The following is a 22,060-nucleotide window of genomic DNA, read 5'->3' on the forward strand; positions in this document are numbered from 1 at the left end:
TTTCTTATTTGATAAAGCCGGATAAGTGGCTGTTGATATTATAGTCTTTTATCCGCCATTTTTCTTCTGCAAATTCAATGTTGCTGAGGCAAGCGTTGACGAGGCGCGTGCTTTGAAGCTCCGGGTCACCGCCCGATATTTCCGTCAGCAGTGCGTGAATTGCCGCACCGTGCGCCACGATCAGCACCTTCTGGTTTGGGTACGCCTGGTTCACTTTTGCCAAACCGCCCATCAGCCTGTCAGTGAGTTCTTCTAACGTTTCCATATTCGGATAGATGTTATCCGGATAGCGCTTTGTCCGTTCCTCCAGCGGCATGCCCTCCGCGTCGCCGTAATCGCGTTCCTTAAAATCATCCATCTCGACTATCGGAAGATGCAGATATTCATTAATAATTTCCGCGGTTCTTTTCGCTCTTTTCAGCGGGCTCGTCACGATAATATCCCAAGAAAAGTCCTTTACATATTCTCCGGTTTCTCTTGCTTGGCGTTCACCTGTTGTGTTTAGCGGAATATCGGTTTTTCCTTGGCATTTTTGCTGCAGGTTCCAATCGGTTTCTCCATGTCTTACTAAGCAAACGGCTGTCATAAAATCCCCTTCCTGACTTTATTCATATCACTATTATACTAAATCGAAAGCATGCATCCTATAAAAAAGCCTATGCAAGAACTTCAAATAATAAAGCCAGCCCGATTCCGCCGCCGCTTCCGATGGCTGCAACAGCATATTGACAGTCTGTCCGTCTTTTCGCTTCATAAAACAATCTGGTTACCAGAGCTGCACCTGATGCACCGTATGGATGGCCAAGAGCTAATGCGCCGCCGCGCACATTGATTTTTGAAAAGGGAATGCCGAGTTCTTGCGAGCAGACACAAATTTTGACGGCAAAGGCTTCATTGATTTCAAATAAACCGATATCATCAGGTGTTACATCGTGTGTATGTAAGAGATTACGGATCGCATCAACCGGTGCCGCGGGCGGATAGTTGGGGTGAATCCCGCTGACTGCGCTGCCGATAAACCGAAGCACAGGCTTAAGTCCCAGGGCTGCCGCTTTTTCTTCTTCCATTACCAAAAGAGCCGCTGCTCCGTCTGCTATGCCGCTGCTGTTGGCTGCTGTGACTGTTCCGGAGCTGGTGTCGAAAACCGGCTTTGCACGGGGAATAATCGCTTCTATTGGCCGCGTTTTCAAAAATGCTTCGTCCGTCTCCAATTCCCCGAGAGCAACAACTTCTTCACGGTAAAATCCTTCATCATGCGCGTTCCTGCTGCGTTGATGGCTGAGAAGCGCGTACTCATCCTGCATGCTTCTGCTGATGGAATAGCGTGCAGCCGTATATTCTGCCGCAATGCCCATGTCTGGATCGCCGATCGCATCTGGAGAAAAGCGAGCCCGTTCTGAAAAAGGGGATTGGCTGCTGCTTTCTGAGCCGCCCGCGATATACATCGTGCCGGCTCCCGCTTGAATAAGGCTGCAGGCATAGCGCACAGCTTCAAGGCCGGAGCCGCACTGTCTGTCAATTGTCATTCCGGGAACCGATAAAGGCAGTCCGGCTTGAAGGGCTGACATCCTGGCGAGGTTGCCGCCTCTGCCGGTAGCGTTTCCGAGAATGACCTCGTCAACTTGATCCTCTAGCTTTCGGCTGAGACAGCGGATGATGGGAGCCGCCAAATCCTCCGGCAGGAAGGGCTTCAGCAGTCCGTTTTGATTTCCAAAGATCGTTCGTTTTGCATCAACAATAACCGCATTCATTTATACTGTACACTCTCTTCCAGCCATTTTTTCACTCTGGAACGGGCAATTTTTCCGCTGCTCGTTTCCGGCAAGCTGTCTGCAAACACCCATTTTTTCGGGATTTTATAGGAGGCTAATTTCTGTTTACACAAGGCTTTCAGTGTTCTGGCATTAGCGTTTCCATGAATGACAGCTACAGCGATTTCCCCCCAATACTCGTCGGGAATGCCAACGACAGCCGCGCTTTCAACCTCTGGGCAGGCGAGAAGCACACGTTCAATTTCTTCTGGGAAAATATTTAATCCTCCGTACACGATCATCCCGTTTTCTCTTCCTGATATGTATAGAAAGCCCTCTTCATCAACGTAGCCCATATCATCCACTGTCATCCATTCATCTGGTGTGCTGCCGTTCACATAGCCGGAAAACCTCATCGGGCTTTTGACAAATATTTTTCCGATTTCTCCTGGCTGGCAGCGTTCTCCTCCAGCGTTGAGGATTTCGATCCGGACATTATGAAAAGGGCGGCCCGCTGAATGCGGCTTCCGTTTGCTGTCTTCCGGTGAAGAAAACGTCACAAAACTAAGCTCTGATGTGCCGTAAAAATCGTACAGCTTGAGATGAGGCCATGCAGCGGCAAGCTTCTCCTTGGATTCTGCCGGCCAGTCTGCGCCGGATGAGATGATTTTGACGGGACTGTCGGGAAAACCCTCAATCCTTGTGAGGGCGTCTGTCATCGTCGGTACGGTATAGAGAACACTGATGGATCTACGGCACAGCCATTCCTTCGCTTTGGCAGGAGAAAACTTTTTCAGCAAACAAACGGTTCCTCCAAGAAACAAAGTGCTGACTGCCCCGTATAAGAAGTGAGAGGACATTAACGTCCCGGGAATCAATACCGTGTCATTTGATGAAATTGAAAAATCTGTTTCTGTACAGGTAAAGCTCTCTATCCATGAGCGGTGAGATCGCGTAAAGGCCTTCGGTTTTCCTGTCGAGCCCGACGTAAATCCCATATAAAAAGGGTGCTCCGGATCAATGGTAGGCAAGGGATCAGCGGTTGCTTCAGAAATATCTGCCATACAGTTATCCAGCAAAACAACAGGTGTCTGGCTATCTGTCAGTTTGTTTTTGAAAAAGGCTAAAGTAACCACAAGATCCGCATTGCTTATGGACAGCCGCTCCTTACATTCAGCCGGGCTCCAGCGTGTGTCGATGGGAATGGCTGTGCATCCAGCCGCTGCGGCTCCGGCAAACAGCTGTAAAAACGCCAGACTATTTGGGAGCAGGATCGCCACACGATTCGGCATGCTCGGCTGTGACCGCAGCCAATTTGCGGTTTGAGAGACAAGCCGATCCCAATCATGGTACGTGATTTGTTCCGATTCAGTCTGGATCGCTACACGGCTGGGCGATGTTTCGGCAGTAGATGAATAGGTATGAGTAATTGTCATGTAGTGTCATCCTCCTTTTGTAAACATCGTATCAGAAAGAGACAAGGCTTGAGTGATTTTTATCGCCAGAAATGCAGATGCAGCCGCTTTTATCAAATCACCAGGCACATATGCAAGGCTCATGAAGGCGGCCTGTGACAAATCAATATGCATGATAAAAGCTTGTACCGGTATACCAAGCAGATAAATAAAGATGATGCCGAATACGATATGAGTGAAAAAGAGACGCAATACTGTCACCTTCCGCAGCCTGTTAGCGGCTAAACTGATCAGCCATGAAGCGAGGGGATAAGCAATCAAAAAGCCTGCGCTCGGTCCGAAAAACACACCAAAACCGCCGCGTCCGCCGGGCAACAGCGGCGCTCCGAAGGCGACGAGCAGCAAAAAGACAAGCTGGCTTAAGAAAGCAGACTTTGGCCTGAGAATGCTGCCTGCCAACATGACACCAAGCGTTTGCAATGTAATCGGAACAGGTGTAAAGGATAAGAAGAGAGGGGGCATAAAGCCGAGCACTGCCATCAGCGCGGTGAAAATCGCAATATGCATCATGTCGATTAATTTCAGCATGTGAAATCCTCCAAACAGTAATCAAATATGGTTATACAATAAATGCAGGCAATTATTATGTCAACTGATTTTTAATTTAAGTTTACATAATGAACGCAAAAAAACCGGCCGTATGGCAGACCGGTTTTTGATGGTTATTCTTCTGTCAGGATGACAAGCGAATCAACGGAAGCGGCCACATGGGAAACGGCGCGGCTGACTTCCTGAAGCCCTCCAAGAAAGGCTTGCAGATCGACGTCGATTTTGCCTGATTGCTCTTTGCTGATTTTCATGCTGTGGACGATTTCATCGAATAAGCGGTTAATTTGCGTCATTTTTTCTTTACTTTCGCTGACTAGCTCATTCACGTCTTTGATATGCTTGGATACAATGTTGATTTGTGTATTCGTATTGTTCACAAGCTCAGAAACAGTAGAGACGGTTTTTTTCGTATCCTCAGAAAGCTTCCGCACTTCATTTGCCACGACAGCAAAGCCTTTGCCGTGTTCTCCGGCGCGGGCGGATTCAATAGATGCATTGAGCGAGAGAAGGTTTGTTTGTTCAGCTATGCCTGTGACGATGCCGAAGATTTTTTCAATTTGCTGCGCGATTTCATCCAGCTTGACCATTTCTTTTTCGATTTGGACAAGGCTTGTGTCAATTTTGTTCATCTGTTTTTGCTGGACTTCTAGCTCTTTTTTTCCGCCGATCGACTTTTCTTCAACAGTGCTGGATGTTACAGTGCCGGCTTTGGATGCTTGAGAAATGCCTTCAGATTTGTCCACAAGCTCTTGAACTGATCTGCTTGTTTCTGAAAACAGATTGGCAATCGATCCAGAGGTTTCTTGAATTTTCTGATGAAGAAGGTTTTTCTTTTCTTCTTGTTCATCACGGGTCTGGTTATATTCGCTTTGAAACGCTTCAAGGACAAGCTGCTGTTCTAAGTTCAAGATTTTTGTTGTTGCTTTAATGGCTTTTAGCAGTTCTTGCTGATTTGTAATGGACGCTTCATAAATGTCAATCATTGACAAAAGAAGCTCTTGAAACGCACCCATATACCATTTTGGCAAAAGGCCGATTCTTAAATGGATGGAGGCGATTCGGTTACGCTTTTCAATAAATTCATCATCGATAACGCCCGCAAACATTTCCTGAATATGCCGTTTTAACGTTTGTTTTAAGCGGTCAACTGAGCTGTGATCATTAATGATATCCATCAATGAGCTTTCATGGTCAAGGTTTTTATAAAACGCATCGACGATATTTACGATATTTTCTTGAATGAGTGGCTGAAGCTGCTCTAACACGTAAAGCTCAGCATCTCCCAACCTGACCATTTTGAGCTGTTTTTTGACATCTGCATGTTTGTTTGTGAGCTGAATGCGGTTTTTTTGCTGTCCGTTTGAATCTGAAAAGTAAGCTGTTTCTTGTTTTCTGTCTTTTTTAAATAACAATACAATGATCCCCCTTGGGAAAAATATAATTTTTACTTTTTGGCTTTTTAAGCCTTTTTCTTTTTTATCGGCCAAGGGAAACATGAATGAAGCTGCAGATGAAAAATATTTGAAAAACCGTTCATTAAAATGAACGGTTTAATCGAGATCTATTTGTTTTAATGGTTTAATGGCCGGACCCTCTACAACTTCGCCAGATGGCTTAAAGCGTGATCCGTGGCACGGACAATCCCACGTATGCTCACTGTCGTTCCACTCGACCTCGCAGCCTAAATGGGTACAAGTCGTATCAACGAGATGGAGGCAGCCTGTCTCATCCCGAAATGCTCCCGCTCGCCTGCCGTTTATGGTGACGGCTTTCCCTTCTCCTGGCGAAATGTCTTCAAATTGGGCATCAGGCCTTTCAAGCTTTCCTTTAATCAAATGCTTGGCGACATCGGCATTGTAGGAAATCACTTTCTGCAACCCGGGATTCAGATGGAAACGGGACGGCGTGAAAATGCTTTCGTATGGATTGTCTTTTTTCTCCACAAGGTCTGACAATAAAGTGGCTGCGACTGCTGAGGACGTCATGCCCCATTTTTTGAACCCGGTCGCTACTAGAATATTGTCCTCATTTTCCGACATCGGCCCGATAAACGGGATTTTGTCGATCGTCACTAGATCTTGGGTGGACCAATAATATGGAATGCTTTCGATGCCGATGGTGCTTTCGGCCAGTTGTCTCAGTGTTTCATAATGTGTAGACATGGCTTTTCCCTGGCCTGTTTTATGGCTTACTCCGCTGAAGAGAATCAGCTTTTCACCGTTTACAACCGTATAGCGGAGCGCCACTGACGGCTGATCGATACTCAAATACATGCCCTCGGGATACTCGATCTTCGGCTTGATGGCAAGGACATAAGATCTGTCGGAGTACATTCTCGCAGCATATAATCCGCCTCCGTCATAAAAAGGGAAGTGGGAACAGCATATGATAAAGCTGCTCTTAATGGCGTGCCGGCTTTTTGTTACCACTTCGGGCCTTTCGCCTTTTTTGATATCAAGCGCAACGGTCTCTTCATAAATTCGGCTGCCTTTTTGAACAATTTGCTCCAGAAGCGCTTTTAAGTATTGAAGCGGATGAAATTGAGCTTGATTCTTCATGACAAGCGCCAGCTTAGAACCTAAGGGAATTGGAAGATCCTTGATAAGGTCTCTTTCAATTCCGAGCTTTGTGTATGCCTCATGCTCGGTGCGGATTTTTTGAACAGCGTTTTCATTTGCCGTATAAAGATATGCGTCTTGCTCGATCCATTCACAATCAATTCGATGTTCATCAACAATGCCTTTTATGTAATCAATTGCGTTTTGGTTTGCTTCATAATAAAGCCTCGCATGGTTTAATCCGAAATGGCGGATAAATTCGTCGTATATCATGTCATGCTGTGCGGTAACTTTAGCAGTTGTATGTGCAGTGGTTCCGTTAAGAACCTGATTTGCTTCAATCAAAACGACACGGAAGCCTCTCTTCGTAAGTTCATATGCCGTTGTGATTCCAGTAATCCCGCCTCCGATAATGGTGACGTCACATTCAGTGTCCTCTTGAAGCGCAGGAAAAGAAGGCAAGTCAGTTGATGTTTTCCAGTATGTTTCAGGTGCTTCCTTTGCAAAATGTTGATTAGCCAAGCCGTTATACCTCCAATCAGATTTATTCTTAATTTTTCCATATTCTATCTTTTCATACATAGGAAGCAGGCATTGTTCATAACATAATAAGGTTGAAAAGGAGTGATTTCATTGGCGAATCAAAAAAAGAAAACATTACCGCCTCAGCACCAGAACCAGCAGCCTGGTTTTGAATATCTGATGGACCCGCGTCCGGTTTTTGATAAGCCGAAGAAAGCGAAAAAATTAGAGGGCAAAACCGCTATTATTACTGGAGGAGACAGCGGGATTGGACGCGCTGTCTCGGTGTTATTCGCAAAAGAAGGAGCTAATGTGGTCATTGTGTATTTGAATGAACATCAGGACGCCGAGGAAACAAAGCAGTATGTAGAAAAGGAAGGGGTAAAATGCCTGCTGATTGCAGGAGATGTTGGGGATGAAGCGTTTTGCAATGATGTGGTCGGGCAGGCAAGCCAAGTGTTTCCATCCATTGATATATTGGTTAACAATGCAGCTGAGCAGCATGTCCAGCCCAGCATTGAAAAAATCACCAGCCACCAGCTGATCAGAACCTTCCAAACAAACATTTTTTCCATGTTTTACTTAACAAAGGCAGTGCTGCCTCATTTAAAAAAAGGGAGCTCTATTATTAATACCGCTTCAATTACCGCCTATAAAGGCAATAAAACGCTGATCGATTATTCAGCGACAAAAGGCGCGATCGTTACGTTTACAAGGTCCCTTTCCCAGTCGCTTGTTCAGCAGGGCATACGGGTCAATGCAGTGGCACCGGGTCCCATTTGGACACCGCTTATCCCGGCCAGCTTTGCAGCAAAAGACGTGGAAGTGTTTGGTTCAGACGTGCCGATGGAACGCCCGGGACAGCCGGTCGAAGTGGCGCCAAGCTATCTATACCTTGCCAGCGACGATTCCACATACGTCACAGGGCAGACGATTCACGTCAATGGCGGAACCATTGTGAACGGATAATAAAAAGCCAATCCTTGAAGGATTGGCTTATTCGCTCTGCTTGAGCGCTGCATATTCTTTAGAGAGCGTAAGAAACGCATCTTTATCTTTTTCGTCCAAGGCTTTGTTAATTTGGTCCGTCAGCATGGCAAGCCGACGGTTATACAAGGATTCATCGAGCACCATTTGAATGTAAATATCGGCCATTGTCACATCGAATTCATTTGCTTTTTGCGTGTTGCGGGACTTCATGAGCTCAGTGTACGATTTCTTCTCTTTCATAAAGAATCCCCCCAATGCCTTTTTTATAGTATATGGATAACGGTCGAAAAAATCAATAAATTTTTATAATTTTTAGACAACTAATACTTGGCAATCTATCGACATATCCTGCAAAAAGCCGTAAACCGGCAAGTCTTATGAAAGTAAAATCGGTTTATTACTAGTCATTTAGTACCATTAAATATCATTAAAAGATGATTTTATCTTAAATGTTAAAAAAACCTGTCGTTTTATAAAAACAGATGATAGATTATTAGTATAAATTTTGCAGAAAAAGGATGGAGGCCATAATATGAGTCAGAAAACAGACGCACCTTTGGAATCGTATGAAGTGAACGGCGCAACAATTGCCGTGCTGCCAGAAGAAATAGACGGCAAAATCTGTTCCAAAATTATTGAAAAAGATTGCGTGTTTTATGTCAACATGAAGCCGCTGCAAATTGTCGACAGAAGCTGCCGATTTTTTGGATCAAGCTATGCGGGAAGAAAAGCAGGAACTTATGAAGTGACAAAAATTTCACACAAGCCGCCAATCATGGTGGACCCTTCGAACCAAATCTTTTTATTCCCTACACTTTCTTCGACAAGACCCCAATGCGGCTGGATTTCCCATGTGCATGTAAAAGAATTCAAAGCGACTGAATTCGACGATACGGAAGTGACGTTTTCAAATGGGAAAACGATGGAGCTGCCGATCTCTTATAATTCGTTCGAGAACCAGGTATATCGAACAGCGTGGCTTAGAACCAAGTTCCAAGACAGAATCGACCACCGCGTTCCGAAAAGACAGGAATTTATGCTGTACCCGAAAGAAGAGCGGACGAAGATGATTTATGATTTTATTTTGCGTGAGCTCGGGGAGCGGTATTAGAAAATAGAAAGGAGCTGACCCACAGGGCAGCTCCTTTCATAAAGCTATGCCGTCGGAATTCCTCCGGTGATGCCATATACCTGAGATGTCACATAGCTTGAATTCTCTGAAGCTAGAAATACATAAACATCGGCCAATTCCACTGGCTGCCCAGCGCGATTTAATGGAGCTGGCGGCGTGCCTTGTCCGAATTTCGGGATGTTTTCCGTCGGCTGTCCGCCGGAAATTTGCAGCGGTGTCCAAATTGGTCCGGGCGCAACTGAATTTACTCTGATGCCTTTGGAAGCAAGCTGTTTTCCCAGTCCGACGGTAAAGCCGATAATGGCGTTTTTCGTTGCTGCGTAATCTAACAGCATCGGGCTTGGATTGTAGCCTTCAACTGAGGTTGTTGTGATAATTGAAGCTCCCTCCGGCAAATACGGAAGCGCCGCTTTTACAACCCAGTAAAGGGAAAAGACGTTCACTTCAAATGTTTTATAGATTTGTTCAGTAGGCAGATCTTCGATGTTTTCGACCGCTTGCTGTTTGCCTGCAACGAGCGCCAGCACATCAAGTCCGCCGAGTTCGTGATGCGACTGTTTGACTAGATCTTGGCAAAAGGATTCGTCGCTCAAGTCTCCGGGGATCAGCACTGCTTTTCGGCCTTCTGCTTCAATCAGTTCTTTTACCTCTTCAGCATCTGGCTGTTCCTCGGGCAAGTAGTTAATGGCCACATCGGCACCTTCTCTGGCGTAAGCAATCGCGGCAGCGCGGCCGATACCGGAATCGCCGCCCGTGACAAGCGCTTTTCGACCCGTTAGTTTACCTGATCCTTTGTAGCTTTTTTCTCCGCAATCAGGGACAGGCTTCATGTTCTTTTGCAGGCCTGGCGGTTCTTGATATTGTTCGGGAAATTCATCATGAAAAAATGCTTTTATAGGATTCGTAAGATTTGAATCAGACATCAGCAACGCTCCTTTTCTGTTTGGTGTACATTCGTATGTGTACCCCTGAGCATAAGCAGAAAAACATGTTTTGGCAGTTTGAATAGTGAAGGAAATAGAAAACAAGAAAAAACAAAGCCTTCTTCCATATTTATCTTGTCAAATAAGACTATATGAATTATGATAAATTCGAGCTATAAATCAACTAAATATTGGGTATTGGGGGAGTGGATCGTCATGAAAAAAGCGGCGGCGGTTTTGCTGTCACTCGGTCTCGTTTTCGGTTTTTCATACGGAGCTGACCATGTGGCGGAAGCCAAAATAAAGGTGAAGGTCTATAAGAACTGCAAGGAGTTAAACAAAGTATACAAAGGCGGAGTGGCTCGCACTTCGAAGGCGAAAAACAAAGGCGGAAAAACAAAGTACAAGCCTTACGTCTCTAAGGACCTTTATGATGCCAATAAAAAGAAAGACCGCGATAAAGATCTTATCGCCTGTGAACGGTAAATAAGAAAAAGCAATCTGGTGTCCAGATTGCTTTTTCTATTGCTTAAGCCGCCTGATCGGCCGCAGCGCTTTTCGCCTTCCTTGTCATAAGGCTGACTGCCATCATGACCGTGATATTCAAAAGCAGGGCGACGATGCCTACATTCAAGTCTTTTGCGGCTTGCGGCAGAGCCGGAAATAAAGTGCCGATCGTCGTTTCCGTCATTGTAATATAAGTAACTGCTCCGACACCTGCAATAATGCCGGCGAAGGCCCCCTGCTTTGTCACCATATTATGCTTGAACAGGCTGAACAAAAGGGCGGGGAATAGCTGTGTGACAAGGCTGTAGCCCATCAAAAGCAGCGTAACGATGGTATTCCCGCCTTTGAAGGTAAAATACACCGAAATCAGCGCAATCACCGGCACTAAAAACTTAGCAAGAGCCGATACCTGCTGTTCTGTCGTGCGGGGCGCAATTATCTTGTACACATTTTTTGCAAACAGCGTGGAGGCGGACATTAAGATCATAGACCCTGGCACAAGTGCTGTCAGCAGTCCGGCAGCACCGATAATTCCGACAAACCAAGGGTCAAATGCTTGCAGAGACAGTCTCAAAAGCGATAGATCCCCGTCTGCGCCTTTCAGATCTGGAACTTGCAGGATAGCCGCAAAGCCGACGAAAAGGACGAAGAGCAAGACCAGCTGGTACAAAGGCATGATGATGGCGTTTTTACGAAAGACTTTTGGGTTTTCAGCTGAATACGAGGCGGAAAACGTGTGAGGCCACATGTAAAACCCGAGCGCTGTCAAGAGTACGGTTGAACTGAACCAGGCCACACTTTGTCCCGATTCGGGGAGCGTAAGAAAGCCAGGCTTTGCCGTTTCAATCTGCTGAAACATGTCTTGAAATCCGCCGTAGTAATGAATTGGCAAATACACACCTAAAAACAGAACGACAACCAGAATCATGATGTCCTTCACAACCGATATCCAAGCAGACCCGTGAATGCCTGAAACCATAACATAAACCGTGATGGAAACAGCGCCGATCCAGATGGCGGCGGTCGGGGTGATTTTGCCGTACGAGGTTTCCGATACAATCAGCCCGAGACCTTTCAGCTGCAGTACAAGATAGGGAATGAGTGCGGCGATGCCGACCAGTGAAACGAGAATGCCAAGCAGCGGACTGTTGTATTTTTTTGTGAAAAAATCAGACTGCGACATCAGTTTATGCTGTTTCGCGTACGTCCAAACTGCCGGAAGAAGCCAGTAAGAAAGGATGTAGGCCAGACATCCGTAGGCGATGATATAAAAGGCTGGACCGCCTTTTCCGTAGGCCCAGCCGCTGCCGCCGAGAAACGTAAAAGTAGTATAAATTTCGCCTGCCATCAAAAGGAAGACGAAAACAGTTCCGAAGCCGCGCCCTCCGACCGTCCACTGCTCCAGGTTCATGTCTTTTCCTTTTTGGGCGCGTATACCGAGAAAAATACTCAAGAGCAGGACACCGAAAATGATGATGAGAGCTGCATTCATTCTGCTTCCTCCTTTTTATTTTCCTTGTCGAGGACATACACAATCGCCATCAGCGCAGAGGTCAAAAGAGCCCACATCACAATATAGGCAAGAATAAACGGCATGCCGAACACATAGGGGGTCACCTTATTTGCAAAAGGGATGCCGAGTAAGATTCCGATAAAGGGCAAAGCGGCGAGAACGTGAATCAGTTTCATAGAATCCTCCTTCTATTTAGGATTGGGGTGTACAAGCCCAAGCGTACTGAAAATGATGTCGCAGATATGGCAGCACATGTCATTTTTTGGCGTGAATGGCTGTGGTTCGAATTATAAATAAATTTATTTTGTTTGTATAGTGTGAATTGTCTGAAATTAATGCTCTGAATCGCCCGAAGAGGGAACGGGCAGTATGATTCAAAAGGCTCAGAGTCTGTCTGGGGCAAATAGATAGTATGTTAATAATTCGCTGACCTGCTCACGGATTCGCGGATTAAAATAGCGATGGTTTTCTTCATAACCGTCGATGACAAATGTATAGAGCGTAAAGGCCTCATCGCGTTCCGTCTCGCGGATTGCAATTTTTCTTTTCCTCAGTTCTTTTCTGACCTCCATCAAATCCTTTTGTGCTATTTTTAATGATTCGCCGATAAGCTGTTTATAAGGATGCTTCAATTTTAATGTGCTTTCTTCAATTCCGGCGAGATCACGGTTAAAAATCGTAATGGCCATGGGCAAAAAGAGAGCCCGTTCAATTAAATCGTATATTTCCTCCTGCAGATTTGGCATGTTGACTCCTTTCTTCTAAGGGAACGTTTGTTCTATTTGTATTCTATATCGGCTGGTGAAATGTTTCAAGACAGAAAAAATCACCAAAACTTTTTAGTTTTCTGCTGATAATGTGTAGAATAAGGATAGACAAACCCGGTAAGGAGTATAAATGTTGGAGCATTTTTTATCCTATTTGACACAAGAACATTTAACTGAATTATTTCAAAGCTATAGGGCTTTCGGCCCGCTCATTGCTGTGCTGCTGCCTTTAATTGAAGCATTTCTCCCGTTTTTGCCGCTGATCGTGTTTGTGGTGGCGAATACGAACTCGTTTGGCTTGTGGGAAGGATTCATCCTGTCCTGGGCGGGATCAACTGCTGGTTCCATTCTCGTCTTTTTGATTGTCCGTCAATACGGACAGAGAAAATTGCTTGGATTTATCCGCAGTCATCCGTCTGTCAGAAAGCTGATGTTATGGGTGGAAAGACACGGCTTCGGTCCCATGTTTCTTCTGCTTTGTTTTCCATTTACACCGTCAGCCGCGGTGAATGTTGTTGCCGGTTTGTCAAGGATCGGAACGCGGCCGTTTATTTTGGCGGCAGCCTCGGGGAAGCTTGTCATGATTTTTATGATCAGCTTCATCGGATATGATCTGCACGCGCTGATTACACAGCCGATTCGAACGGTCATCGCCGTATTGGTGATCACTGTCTTATGGTATGTCGGCAAAAAGGTGGAGCGGTATCTGCATGTAAGAGCCAGTCAGCGTGAGCATGATGGAGGGAGACAGTAACATGAAAAAACGGTTTTGGTTTCTTGCCGGTGTAGTGTCCGTTGTTCTCGCCATTCAGGTTAAAAATGCTGTCTTTATTGATTACAAGGTAGAAGGCGTCAGTATGAATCCGACCTTCCAGGAAGGAAACGAATTGTTGGTCAATAAATTTTCGCATCGATTTAAAACCATCCATCGTTTTGACATCGTCCTTTTTAAAGGCCCTGATCATAAAGTGCTGATTAAACGGGTAATCGGCTTGCCCGGTGAAACGATCAAATATAAAGATGATCAGCTGTATGTGAACGGAAAGCAGGTTGCTGAGCCATTTTTGAAGCATTTGAAATCTGTTTCTGCCGGCAGCCATGTAACGGGTGATTTTTCTTTGAAAGATGTGACGGGAACAAGCAAGGTGCCGAAAGGAAAATATTTTGTCGTTGGAGATAATCGCATATACAGCTTCGACAGCCGGCATTTTGGTCCGATAAGAGAAAAAAATATTGTTGGTGTGATTTCTGATGCCAAATAAAAAGACGCTAATGGAAGAGGCGTCTTTTTGTATTGCGTTTGGAAAAATGTGTTGAAGAAAAATTTGTAAGGAGCTATAATCAAAATTGTTACATGTGTAACAAAATTTATATATTTTTTGATTGGAGGGCCGTTTTTATTGGTTTTTGTTCGTTTTTCATGAAACAAAAGGAGTGGTGAATGATGATGAAATATGAAGCAGTGATTATAGGAGGAGGGCCGGTTGGATTTATGCTGGCTTCTGAGCTTGCAATGGCCGGAGTGGGAACATGTGTGATTGAACGGCTTGAAAAACCTGTTCCGCATTCCAAGGCATTGACGCTGCATCCCCGAACGCTGGAGCTCCTTGAGATGAGAGGGATTTTAGAGCGGTTTGTATCCAAGGGAAGCAAGATACCTTCCGGACATTTTTCAATGCTGGATACCCGTCTGGATTTTTCAGGCTTGGACACGAGCTGTCCTTACACGCTTTTGCTCCCGCAGTCCAAAACAGAAAAGCTGCTTGAAGATCATGCACGAAGCCTGGGAACAGAGGTGTTTCGGGGTGCAGAGGCGCTGGCGGTTACGCAAAACGGAGAAGCGGTCCAAACGATTTTTAAGGATCGGGACGGCAGTGTACGGACGATCACAAGCAAGTTTGCCGTTGGGGCAGATGGCGCCGGAAGTACCGTCCGGAAACAGGCAAAAATTGAGTTTCCGGGAACAGACAGCACTGTCACCGCTGCGCTTGGGGATGTGGCGCTCCTTTCTCCGCCGCCGTCAGGCGTGCTGTCCCTTTGCACAAAAGAGGGCGGTGTCATGATTGTTCCGTTATCTCCAGACCGATACCGTGTTGTTGTGATCAGCCCTTATCGCACGCAAACGCCGAAAGATGTGCCTGTGACTGAGGAAGAGCTGAAAGCTGACCTCCTGCGAATTTGCGGAACTGACTTTGGTTTAAGCGACCCTTCGTGGATGTCGCGGTTCGGGAACGCCGCGCGCCAAGCGAAACGGTATCGGGACGACAGAATCTTTCTTGCGGGTGATGCCGCGCATATTCATTTTCCGGCGGGCGGGCAAGGGCTGAATGTCGGCCTTCAGGATGCGATGAACCTCGGGTGGAAACTGGCTGCGGCCATCAAAGGCTCTGCGCCTTCATGGCTTTTGGACAGCTACCATGACGAGCGGCACCCGGCAGCTGAAGGGCTCCTCAGAAACACGGAGGCACAGACAAAGCTGATCGATTTCACTCAAGCAGGCCTCCATTTGCGAAGCATGATGTCGGAGCTGCTGGCCTTTCCTGATATGAATCGATATGTAGCAGGGCAAATTTCTGCGCTCGATGTCAGATATGAAGCTGATCGTACCATGCCGCCGAATCGTTTGAACGGGGCAAGGCTCCCTGACATGGAGCTGATTCTTTCCGACGGCAGTTCGGAACGGCTGTACAGCTTTCTCCAAAACGGGACATTCGTTTTGCTGTCATTGAGGCAGGAAGCTGATGATCATATCGAAGTGAAAGGCTTACGTACGGTAACCGCCTCGCTTGCAGAACCGAATGAAAAGTTGCGGGATGTGCATACCATATTGATTCGTCCTGATGGACATGTAGCCTGGGCGGTGGATGCATCAGCGCCCGATTGTGCCGAGGTGATTCAAAAAGGGATCAGCCGCTGGTTTTCCGTCACCAGCCAAGTATAATTCAATTCGATTGTTTCATCTGTAACAAAACGGTATGATAGAAGAAACAATCGAATGAAAAAGGATGGAAAACCCGATGAACACAGATCATACGAAACGCAATCTTTTTGAATTGTATGCGGAGCTCATTCATCAGCAGGAGAAATGGGAGGGGCTTATTAAAGCCTTTTTATCTGACGAATTGAGGAAGCTGGATGTAGAGCACGGGAGTAAAACTCAATTGACGATGACTGAAATTCATGTTCTATCCTGTGTCGGGGACAATGAACCAATTAATGTCACGTCGATAGCAGAAAAAATGAATACGACAAAAGCGACTGTATCACGCATCAGCACAAAATTGCTCGGCGCAGGCTTCCTTCACAGAACACAGCTCAGCGATAATAAAAAGGAGGTCTACTTCCGATTGACGCCTGCTGGAAAAAAGCTGCACAGTTTGCACAAATATTATCATCAGAAGGCTGAACAGCGTTTTCTGTCATTTTTTGACCGCTATACCGAGGAAGAGATTCTTTTTGCGGAACGGCTGTTTCGGGATCTGGTGACAAAGTGGTATCCGTCATCAGAAGAAATTGAAGGGGGTCTTCCGAGCATTTTTAAATAAAAAACACGCACTGCGGTGCGTGTTTTTCGCTTTTTTTCTATCTTTTTCAAGGCTGTAACGTAAATTAGATTTCCTCTTGAAGAATGAAATTCAAGATGTTCAGGAATTTGCACTGCTTATACGATATGTCTATTAGTATCTTTATTTTATACGTTTTCTACTGTGTTTTTGATGCTTTGTTTTCAAGTGAAATAGGGTCTTCTGTTTTAGTTCTCCTAATCTTTACAGAAATACCTGCTAGAATGACCGCCATAGTTGTAAATATTCCCATGGTTAATAAGATCGTATCCTGATTTAAACTCCATCCAATTAAGAAAGAGATGATCGCTCCTCCGAAACTTGCCGAAGCAATAAATAAACTTGTAACTTCGTCAACGTACTTCTGAATAATGATTGATGCTAGTGTTAAAGCAATGGGAAATATGCCCGCTATACTTAGGCCAATCAAAAATGTACCACTCAATTGAAGTATTGGGTTACTTATATAAGAGAAGGCAATCAACAAAACAATTAAACAACTACAGCTAAAAAGAAGGTATTTGGAAAAATCAAGCCTTCTACTTACGAAACCAATCAATATTCTTCCTATGATGATCCCTACCCAGAAAAAGGAGACACTTATAAGACTAATTTGTTCATTGTCTTGGTTTATCATGATTGAAGGTAAAAAGTTGGCAAAATTTGTTTCGATTCCAGCATATAGGAAAGCAAAAAATACAAAAAAGCCTAATTGCTTTGATTTTTTTCTATCTCCTATAAAGTATTGAAATGCTCCTCCGTCTGGAAAGGTCACTTGTTGGTTAGCATTCTTAGCGTACTTTCGGTTCTTGGACAAGAAAATTAACCACCCTACGAATAGGACGAATAAAAAGGTGAATATACAGTAATACGGTAAAAACCAGTTATTGATATCTATGAAGGAATTAATTAATAATGGGAAAGATAAAGCGCCTAATCCAAAGAGAACTTCCAGCTTACTCATTTTTTCTGCATTACTTTCGAAATTAGCAATAACAAATGAACCAACTGTCGTTTCTAATGTGCCTGCTCCATATCCTAAGAGAAAAGCCATTACAACAATATAATACCAATCCTTGGTTAGAAAAAAGATACTTAACGCTACAAGCATTATTGTCAAAGCTAAAGTAAGTGTCCTAAAATGACTGTATTTCTTAATCATTAAAGGTGCGATTAATACTCCGCTTAGAAATCCGGTAAACTGAAAGAAGATTATGACCGAAATATCATCTGTTGTCTTGTTAAAAGCCTCTAATAGAAATGGTGTCAAACTCCCTGTTGATATATGGATAATACCTACTGTAAAAAAGAAAGCATATCCAAATAAGTATGTTCCTCTTAACATTCATTACACCCCTATATGAAAAAGCAGGAAAATAAATTCCTGCTTTTTTAGTAACTTCTCTCTTCGAAATACTATTTGACTGCTGAAACAGACATTGGTTGAGAGTTGCTGTCTTTCTCAAAGAACATTTCTAATACTTCCTGAGATCTAAAACCATCACTAAAAGAAGGGATCTCAACCCAATCATTCTGAGTTGATGCAATCCAATTGATTAACTCGCTTCTAAAAGAATCAGCCCATCCATAAAACTCGTTTGGCGGATCGTTTAATAGGCTTTGCGGTACTGGGCAGTCTACCACGTTCAAGCCATCTATGAGCTTGTAAACGTGAGGATTACCTGTGTGGTATTTAAACTCTTTTTTGTGTCCAACTACCTCAATGCTAAAACCACAGTCTTCAGGTACAGAACATTTTGATGTGATGATATTTACAAATACCTTGTTCTGCAGCTGGCCATAAATTTCTGCATAGTCATCTACTAGTACCTGTTTATCCTCTTTTGTTTTTACATTTGTGTTCATCTTTGCCCTTACTGATTCTGTGATGAAATCACTCTCGAACAAATACCATACCATGTCAATAAGGTGAATACCCAGATCCCCCAATGACCCGCTGGTTTTCTTACTATTAGCGTCATCTCTCCAAGTAAACTTCTTACGTCTAAGTGCACTATTTTTCTTGAAGTGTACTTTTATGGACAGTATGTTACCTAGTTCATTATTGATAATTAAGCTTTTTAAGATATTTACGTAAGATAAATATCTATAATTAAATCCCATACTGGCTCTTACGCTCAACCTTTCAGCAGTATCTTTCATTATGCTTGCTTCTTCAAGAGAAATAGCCATAGGCTTTTCACACAAAACATGCTTATGTTTTGATAATGCTTGCAAAGCATGTTCTTTATGGCAAAAGTTTGGTGATGCTACAATTAAACCTTCTGAGGCATCGATTAGTTCATCTACGTTTTCAAATGACTTCCCGCCGAAAGTTTTCACAAAGCTTTCCGCATTTTGTTGATTTATGTCATATACCCCTACCAACTCTGCATTTTTTATTGTAGATAAAGCAGTTGCATGCGCTCTTGCAATACCACCTGCACCTATGATGCCTATCTTCATTTTTATTTCCTCCTCATGATCCAATTATTTTTTTTAAGGTATTAGCAATTCCTTTTGAGTACTCACTATCAGTTATAAGGTGGTGCAAGTTTTTGGCTTCCTGTGTTGCATTTTTTAGCAGATATCCATTTCCTACTGCCTGTAGCATACGAACATCATTTCCACTATCCCCAAATGCGATAGCTCTTTCGGGATTTAGGTTGTATTTCTCTAACATAAACGTTACAATTTCATTCTTTCCTGTCCCTATGGGGATAAAATCTACATCATAGCTGTCTTCTGGATCGCCTGCTAAGGGATTACAACGATTTATATTTACTGATAAGCCGTATTCTTCGCAGATTTTTTCAATTGCTAATAGGTTTTTCTTGTCGTTTATTTCATCTTGTTCCTGATAGTAGAAGTTATGCTTATACCGTGACTTTCCTAATTGAGTTTGAGGATTCAAAAGAATGTGATGATTTTCATGTAGCTGTTTCACAAGTTTTTCAACCTTTTCTTTACTAAACCCTTCATTTATGCGACTGTTCCACTTGTTATCTTGCTGACCGAAGTTATGCTCTGAAAAGTACGTAATTTCAGTTCCAAGATCACTAGCTATAAAATGCGGAAAATATCTAAATTTTCCTCGTTCCATTTTATCGAGAATAGATTCTATACTGCTCCCAGTGACCCATCCGATTATTAGCTCCCCATCTTTACTTTTTTGCTCTAGATAGTCTTCGAGTTCATAGATGTCTTGTTGTTTTTGTTCGTCGATTGTATGCGGAAAATACGTTTCATCAAAATCACAAAAAACAATATACTGAGGATGTTCAACCGTGGATAACGTTTTATATTCCGATTTCTTGCTTAATAACATGAAACAGTCCCTCCATTACTCTGTCTTGTTCTTCTAAAGTAAATGACGGATATAAAGGCAAATGCAGTACCTGACTATGAGCCTTTTCCGTATGAACCAATTGGAGTCCTGCATACTTGTCCTGTACTAAAGGAGTTTTTTGCATATGAGACAGTATTGGATAATATACATCTGTTTGAACACCAAAATCTTCATTTAATTTAGTCATGATATCTGCCCTATCTTCTGTTCTTACCTTAATAGGAAACAGATGCCATACATGATCTTCACTTAATTCTGGTAATTCAATATAGCCTTTATTCTGTAACTCTGCTAATTGGGTAATGTATCTATCCGCCAAGAACAGTCTTTTGAAGTTGTTTAATGAAAGGTACTTCATTCTCTCTAAACCAATTGCTGCCTGTAAATTGTCCATTTTTGAATTAAGTCCAAAATTGATGACTTTCTTATTTTTCACATTTACTTCAAAACCATGATAACTAAATTGAATGCATTTTTTAGCGAGTTCTTCATTATCAGTTGCTATTGCCCCAGCCTTGCCACATACACCAAAATTCTTATATGGATTAAAACTTAGTGTAGTGATGTCTGCATACTTTCCTAAGTCTGTCAGGCCAATTCCTTGGCAGGCATCTTCAATTACTTTCAATTTATAACGATTTGCGATTTGACGGATATGCTGCATGTCTGAATGTTTTCCGTATAAATGCACAGGTAGAATAAACTTTGTATCAGGAGTTATTGCTTCTTCAATTTTGTCAGGATCGATGCAGAATGTTTGTGGGTTAATATCTACATAGATAGGAACGCCTCCCAAAGCTAACACAGCATTTTCAGTAGCTGAAAAGCTATTAGCCGGCATGATAACTTCATCCCCTGGGTTTAACCCTAAAGCCAATAATCCTATCATAATAGCATCGGTTCCACTGCTGGTTGCAATTACATACCTTTTATGTAAATATGTAGATAAAACGTTTTCGAATTGCTCTAAATAGGGACCACTCGTAAATTTTCCAGTTGGCAAAACTTCAGTTAATGTATTTAAGATATCTTCCACTTCATCATTGGTTATTAATCTGTCTACAGGCAAAAAAGGGACTTTACTGATTTCACGATTTTTTTGATAGTTGAAAAGATCATGTTCAATATCTATCTTTTCCTTTAATACTTGTTTCCAGCGCTCGTTTACAATACTGTCTTCAATAACAAGTTCTTTTCCTTGTATGTCACCTTTTAAGTGTTTTAGTAGTGACATGTTTTCTTTGCTTTTACCTGAAATCTTAACCTGTTTTTGCATGAACAGTACCTCCAATGATTTTATAATCTAAAAATTTATTACAAATTTATCCTAGTTTCTGAAATCGGTAACATGTCAACAACTTTTTTAAGGAAGGGAAAATATGCCTACAATTGATGAAATAGCAAAATTATGCAATGTGTCTAAAACCACAGTGTCAAGAGTATTGAATAATCATCCGTATGTGTCGAAAGAAAAAAGAGATATGATCTTAAAGGCAATTAACGAACTTGACTACACTCCCAATTATTTAGCTCGGAATTTTAGGAGAAATAAGACACAAACGATAGCTTTATCGGTTCCGAGTATCGACCATCCATTTTTTGCTCAATTAATAAAAGGGGTCTCTCATGAAGCACTGTTTAAGAATTACAAGGTAATTGTATTTCAGACCTTTTATGACAAACAGACAGAGCTAGAATTATTAGAGTTATTGAAACATAAAGAAGTGGATGGTATTATTCTTGGAACTTTAGAAAATGAATGGGATCAGATATCCCCTTTCTTAAAGCATGGTCCTATCTTATTATGTAATGAATATCATCGCTCAGCGGACATCACGATAATTGGGTATGATGAATTTGAAGCCGCATACATGGGGGTAGTACATTTAATTGAAAGAGGGCATAAAAAAATTGGGTTTTGTTTTGATACTCCATATAGCGAAGCTCAATGTCAGAGGAAAGAGGGTTACTTGAAAGCTTTACAAGATTACAATTTACATCATAAAAGCGAATGGATATTCGGCGAAATGTTCAATATCGAAGATGGCTTTCGTGTTTTTCATAAGATAAAGGATCTAAAGGACAGACCCTCAGCAATATTTACAGGAAATGATCAAGTCGCCGCAGGGATTATTAAACAGGCGATGAAACATGGCTTTAAAGTTCCAGAAGACTTAGCTGTAATTGGTTTTGACAACCAATTGATCTGCCAACTCGTTACGCCGACCATAACAACAATTGATATTCCCGTAATAGAATTAGGCCAACAGGCTGTGTTGAAAATCATCGAGTCCATTTCGGGTAATGCCTCTTCAAACAGAAGAATTATTAAACTGCCAACAAAGCTTATTATAAGAGAATCAACGTAACGATAGATTTCCCTTTATCATTTTATATCTTTATATAAGAAAAAGAGGTTATTCATTTTAACCTCTTTTTCAATAGTAAGTCGTCAATTATT

23 protein-coding genes and 1 pseudogene are annotated in these 22,060 nt (G+C 43.0%); 8 read left to right on the top strand and 16 right to left on the bottom strand.

Features of this window, described 5'->3' with window-relative positions; translation table 11 throughout:
• Positions 1-4: 4 nt before the first annotated feature.
• The 7 genes and pseudogenes from phoE to ACFVP7_RS05705 form a co-directional block, all read right to left on the bottom strand.
• Positions 5-586, bottom strand: a complete 582-nt coding sequence (phoE, locus tag ACFVP7_RS05675; protein WP_088325529.1) for a phosphatase PhoE — start codon at positions 584-586, stop codon at positions 5-7.
• A 70-nt stretch (positions 587-656) separates the two neighbouring features.
• Positions 657-1,751 (bottom strand): acetyl-CoA C-acyltransferase, encoded by a 1,095-nt coding sequence (locus ACFVP7_RS05680; protein WP_338733064.1) that lies wholly within the window; start codon positions 1,749-1,751, stop codon positions 657-659.
• A complete protein-coding gene (locus ACFVP7_RS05685) occupies positions 1,748-3,187 on the bottom strand; it encodes an acyl-CoA synthetase (RefSeq protein ID WP_338733066.1) in 1,440 nt (479 codons plus the stop codon). The genes ACFVP7_RS05680 and ACFVP7_RS05685 overlap by 4 nt, the downstream gene beginning before the upstream one ends.
• A 6-nt stretch (positions 3,188-3,193) precedes the next feature.
• A complete protein-coding gene (locus ACFVP7_RS05690; RefSeq protein WP_029945989.1) occupies positions 3,194-3,754 on the bottom strand; it encodes a biotin transporter BioY in 561 nt (186 codons plus the stop codon).
• Positions 3,755-3,888: 134 nt separating this feature from the next.
• The gene (locus tag ACFVP7_RS05695) at positions 3,889-4,404 is read right to left on the bottom strand and encodes a methyl-accepting chemotaxis protein (RefSeq protein ID WP_326255844.1); all 516 of its coding nucleotides are present in this window, start codon (positions 4,402-4,404) and stop codon (positions 3,889-3,891) included.
• Positions 4,405-4,644: 240 nt separating this feature from the next.
• Positions 4,645-5,271: pseudogene (locus tag ACFVP7_RS05700) on the bottom strand (protoglobin domain-containing protein); the annotation flags it as partial.
• A gap of 54 nt (positions 5,272-5,325) precedes the next feature.
• Entirely contained in the window at positions 5,326-6,855 is a 1,530-nt protein-coding gene (locus ACFVP7_RS05705; RefSeq protein ID WP_338733071.1) for an FAD-dependent oxidoreductase, read from the bottom strand.
• Positions 6,856-6,966: 111 nt separating this feature from the next.
• Here ACFVP7_RS05705 and ACFVP7_RS05710 point away from each other — a divergent pair, with 111 nt between their 5' ends.
• Positions 6,967-7,824, top strand: coding sequence for an SDR family oxidoreductase (locus ACFVP7_RS05710; RefSeq protein ID WP_003245662.1), 858 nt, complete (start codon positions 6,967-6,969; stop codon positions 7,822-7,824).
• Between the two features lie 27 nt (positions 7,825-7,851).
• Here ACFVP7_RS05710 and ACFVP7_RS05715 read toward each other — a convergent pair whose 3' ends face one another.
• On the bottom strand, positions 7,852-8,085 hold the full coding sequence (locus ACFVP7_RS05715) for an IDEAL domain-containing protein (protein WP_262119605.1): 234 nt from the start codon (positions 8,083-8,085) through the stop codon (positions 7,852-7,854).
• A gap of 292 nt (positions 8,086-8,377) precedes the next feature.
• Here ACFVP7_RS05715 and comK point away from each other — a divergent pair, with 292 nt between their 5' ends.
• Positions 8,378-8,956, top strand: a complete 579-nt coding sequence (gene comK, locus ACFVP7_RS05720) for a competence transcription factor ComK (RefSeq protein ID WP_003245329.1) — start codon at positions 8,378-8,380, stop codon at positions 8,954-8,956.
• Positions 8,957-9,000: 44 nt separating this feature from the next.
• On the opposite strand, the gene ACFVP7_RS05725 is transcribed toward comK, so the two are convergent.
• Positions 9,001-9,900: an SDR family oxidoreductase gene (locus ACFVP7_RS05725; RefSeq protein WP_003245421.1), complete on the bottom strand. Its 900-nt coding sequence runs from the start codon at positions 9,898-9,900 to the stop codon at positions 9,001-9,003.
• 216 nt (positions 9,901-10,116) lie between these two features.
• On the opposite strand from ACFVP7_RS05725, the gene ACFVP7_RS05730 reads away from it, so the two are divergent.
• Positions 10,117-10,386, top strand: a complete 270-nt coding sequence (locus tag ACFVP7_RS05730) for an excalibur calcium-binding domain-containing protein (protein ID WP_338733076.1) — start codon at positions 10,117-10,119, stop codon at positions 10,384-10,386.
• A gap of 43 nt (positions 10,387-10,429) precedes the next feature.
• On the opposite strand, the gene ACFVP7_RS05735 is transcribed toward ACFVP7_RS05730, so the two are convergent.
• From ACFVP7_RS05735 to ACFVP7_RS05745, 3 genes are all read right to left on the bottom strand, one after another.
• Positions 10,430-11,899, bottom strand: coding sequence for a sodium:solute symporter (locus ACFVP7_RS05735; RefSeq protein WP_338733078.1), 1,470 nt, complete (start codon positions 11,897-11,899; stop codon positions 10,430-10,432).
• Positions 11,896-12,096, bottom strand: coding sequence for a DUF3311 domain-containing protein (locus tag ACFVP7_RS05740; protein ID WP_003224377.1), 201 nt, complete (start codon positions 12,094-12,096; stop codon positions 11,896-11,898). Before ACFVP7_RS05740 ends, ACFVP7_RS05735 begins: the two co-directional genes overlap by 4 nt.
• A gap of 207 nt (positions 12,097-12,303) precedes the next feature.
• Positions 12,304-12,666, bottom strand: coding sequence for a hypothetical protein (locus tag ACFVP7_RS05745; RefSeq protein ID WP_087961168.1), 363 nt, complete (start codon positions 12,664-12,666; stop codon positions 12,304-12,306).
• A 151-nt stretch (positions 12,667-12,817) separates the two neighbouring features.
• Between ACFVP7_RS05745 and ACFVP7_RS05750 the strand changes: the two genes are divergently transcribed.
• From ACFVP7_RS05750 to ACFVP7_RS05765, 4 genes are all read left to right on the top strand, one after another.
• Positions 12,818-13,441 carry a TVP38/TMEM64 family protein gene (locus tag ACFVP7_RS05750; protein WP_010886465.1) on the top strand — a complete coding sequence of 208 codons (624 nt, stop codon included), beginning with the start codon at positions 12,818-12,820 and terminating at the stop codon, positions 13,439-13,441.
• A gap of 1 nt (position 13,442) precedes the next feature.
• Positions 13,443-13,949, top strand: coding sequence for a signal peptidase I (gene lepB, locus ACFVP7_RS05755; RefSeq protein WP_338733083.1), 507 nt, complete (start codon positions 13,443-13,445; stop codon positions 13,947-13,949).
• A 179-nt stretch (positions 13,950-14,128) separates the two neighbouring features.
• Positions 14,129-15,628 carry a monooxygenase gene (locus ACFVP7_RS05760; RefSeq protein WP_338733085.1) on the top strand — a complete coding sequence of 500 codons (1,500 nt, stop codon included), beginning with the start codon at positions 14,129-14,131 and terminating at the stop codon, positions 15,626-15,628.
• A 76-nt stretch (positions 15,629-15,704) separates the two neighbouring features.
• Positions 15,705-16,232: a MarR family transcriptional regulator gene (locus ACFVP7_RS05765; protein ID WP_327830545.1), complete on the top strand. Its 528-nt coding sequence runs from the start codon at positions 15,705-15,707 to the stop codon at positions 16,230-16,232.
• A 157-nt stretch (positions 16,233-16,389) separates the two neighbouring features.
• Here the strand turns inward: ACFVP7_RS05765 and glcP are convergent, their stop codons facing one another.
• The 4 genes from glcP to ntdA form a co-directional block, all read right to left on the bottom strand.
• Positions 16,390-17,595, bottom strand: a complete 1,206-nt coding sequence (gene glcP, locus ACFVP7_RS05770; protein WP_338733091.1) for a glucose/mannose transporter GlcP — start codon at positions 17,593-17,595, stop codon at positions 16,390-16,392.
• Positions 17,596-17,666: 71 nt separating this feature from the next.
• Positions 17,667-18,716, bottom strand: a complete 1,050-nt coding sequence (ntdC, locus tag ACFVP7_RS05775; RefSeq protein ID WP_338733093.1) for a glucose-6-phosphate 3-dehydrogenase NdtC — start codon at positions 18,714-18,716, stop codon at positions 17,667-17,669.
• Between the two features lie 13 nt (positions 18,717-18,729).
• A complete protein-coding gene (gene ntdB / locus ACFVP7_RS05780) occupies positions 18,730-19,578 on the bottom strand; it encodes a kanosamine-6-phosphate phosphatase (RefSeq protein ID WP_338733095.1) in 849 nt (282 codons plus the stop codon).
• Positions 19,550-20,875 carry a 3-dehydro-glucose-6-phosphate--glutamate transaminase gene (gene ntdA, locus ACFVP7_RS05785; protein ID WP_338733097.1) on the bottom strand — a complete coding sequence of 442 codons (1,326 nt, stop codon included), beginning with the start codon at positions 20,873-20,875 and terminating at the stop codon, positions 19,550-19,552. The genes ntdB and ntdA overlap by 29 nt, the downstream gene beginning before the upstream one ends.
• Positions 20,876-20,978: 103 nt before the next feature.
• On the opposite strand from ntdA, the gene ntdR reads away from it, so the two are divergent.
• Complete coding sequence (ntdR, locus tag ACFVP7_RS05790; protein ID WP_396583041.1) at positions 20,979-21,968, top strand: NTD biosynthesis operon transcriptional regulator NtdR; 990 nt, start codon at positions 20,979-20,981, stop codon at positions 21,966-21,968.
• The last annotated feature ends 92 nt before the right edge of the window (positions 21,969-22,060 follow it).

It is taken from the genome of Bacillus sp. SG20033 (assembly GCF_044570195.1).
Classification (GTDB): Bacteria; Bacillota; Bacilli; order Bacillales; family Bacillaceae; genus Bacillus; species Bacillus subtilis.

Coding starts and splice junctions, on each gene's coding strand:
- phoE (WP_088325529.1), bottom strand. CDS start 586: ATGACAGCCGTTTGCTTAGTAAGACATGGAGAAACCGATTGGAACCTG.
- ACFVP7_RS05680 (WP_338733064.1), bottom strand. CDS start 1,751: ATGAATGCGGTTATTGTTGATGCAAAACGAACGATCTTTGGAAATCAA.
- ACFVP7_RS05685 (WP_338733066.1), bottom strand. CDS start 3,187: ATGACAATTACTCATACCTATTCATCTACTGCCGAAACATCGCCCAGC.
- ACFVP7_RS05690 (WP_029945989.1), bottom strand. CDS start 3,754: ATGCTGAAATTAATCGACATGATGCATATTGCGATTTTCACCGCGCTG.
- ACFVP7_RS05695 (WP_326255844.1), bottom strand. CDS start 4,404: ATGAACAAAATTGACACAAGCCTTGTCCAAATCGAAAAAGAAATGGTC.
- ACFVP7_RS05715 (WP_262119605.1), bottom strand. CDS start 8,085: ATGAAAGAGAAGAAATCGTACACTGAGCTCATGAAGTCCCGCAACACG.
- comK (WP_003245329.1), top strand. CDS start 8,378: ATGAGTCAGAAAACAGACGCACCTTTGGAATCGTATGAAGTGAACGGC.
- ACFVP7_RS05725 (WP_003245421.1), bottom strand. CDS start 9,900: ATGTCTGATTCAAATCTTACGAATCCTATAAAAGCATTTTTTCATGAT.
- ACFVP7_RS05730 (WP_338733076.1), top strand. CDS start 10,117: ATGAAAAAAGCGGCGGCGGTTTTGCTGTCACTCGGTCTCGTTTTCGGT.
- ACFVP7_RS05735 (WP_338733078.1), bottom strand. CDS start 11,899: ATGAATGCAGCTCTCATCATCATTTTCGGTGTCCTGCTCTTGAGTATT.
- ACFVP7_RS05740 (WP_003224377.1), bottom strand. CDS start 12,096: ATGAAACTGATTCACGTTCTCGCCGCTTTGCCCTTTATCGGAATCTTA.
- ACFVP7_RS05745 (WP_087961168.1), bottom strand. CDS start 12,666: ATGCCAAATCTGCAGGAGGAAATATACGATTTAATTGAACGGGCTCTC.
- ACFVP7_RS05750 (WP_010886465.1), top strand. CDS start 12,818: ATGTTGGAGCATTTTTTATCCTATTTGACACAAGAACATTTAACTGAA.
- lepB (WP_338733083.1), top strand. CDS start 13,443: ATGAAAAAACGGTTTTGGTTTCTTGCCGGTGTAGTGTCCGTTGTTCTC.
- ACFVP7_RS05760 (WP_338733085.1), top strand. CDS start 14,129: ATGATGATGAAATATGAAGCAGTGATTATAGGAGGAGGGCCGGTTGGA.
- ACFVP7_RS05765 (WP_327830545.1), top strand. CDS start 15,705: ATGAACACAGATCATACGAAACGCAATCTTTTTGAATTGTATGCGGAG.
- glcP (WP_338733091.1), bottom strand. CDS start 17,595: ATGTTAAGAGGAACATACTTATTTGGATATGCTTTCTTTTTTACAGTA.
- ntdC (WP_338733093.1), bottom strand. CDS start 18,716: ATGAAGATAGGCATCATAGGTGCAGGTGGTATTGCAAGAGCGCATGCA.
- ntdB (WP_338733095.1), bottom strand. CDS start 19,578: ATGTTATTAAGCAAGAAATCGGAATATAAAACGTTATCCACGGTTGAA.
- ntdA (WP_338733097.1), bottom strand. CDS start 20,875: ATGCAAAAACAGGTTAAGATTTCAGGTAAAAGCAAAGAAAACATGTCA.
- ntdR (WP_396583041.1), top strand. CDS start 20,979: ATGCCTACAATTGATGAAATAGCAAAATTATGCAATGTGTCTAAAACC.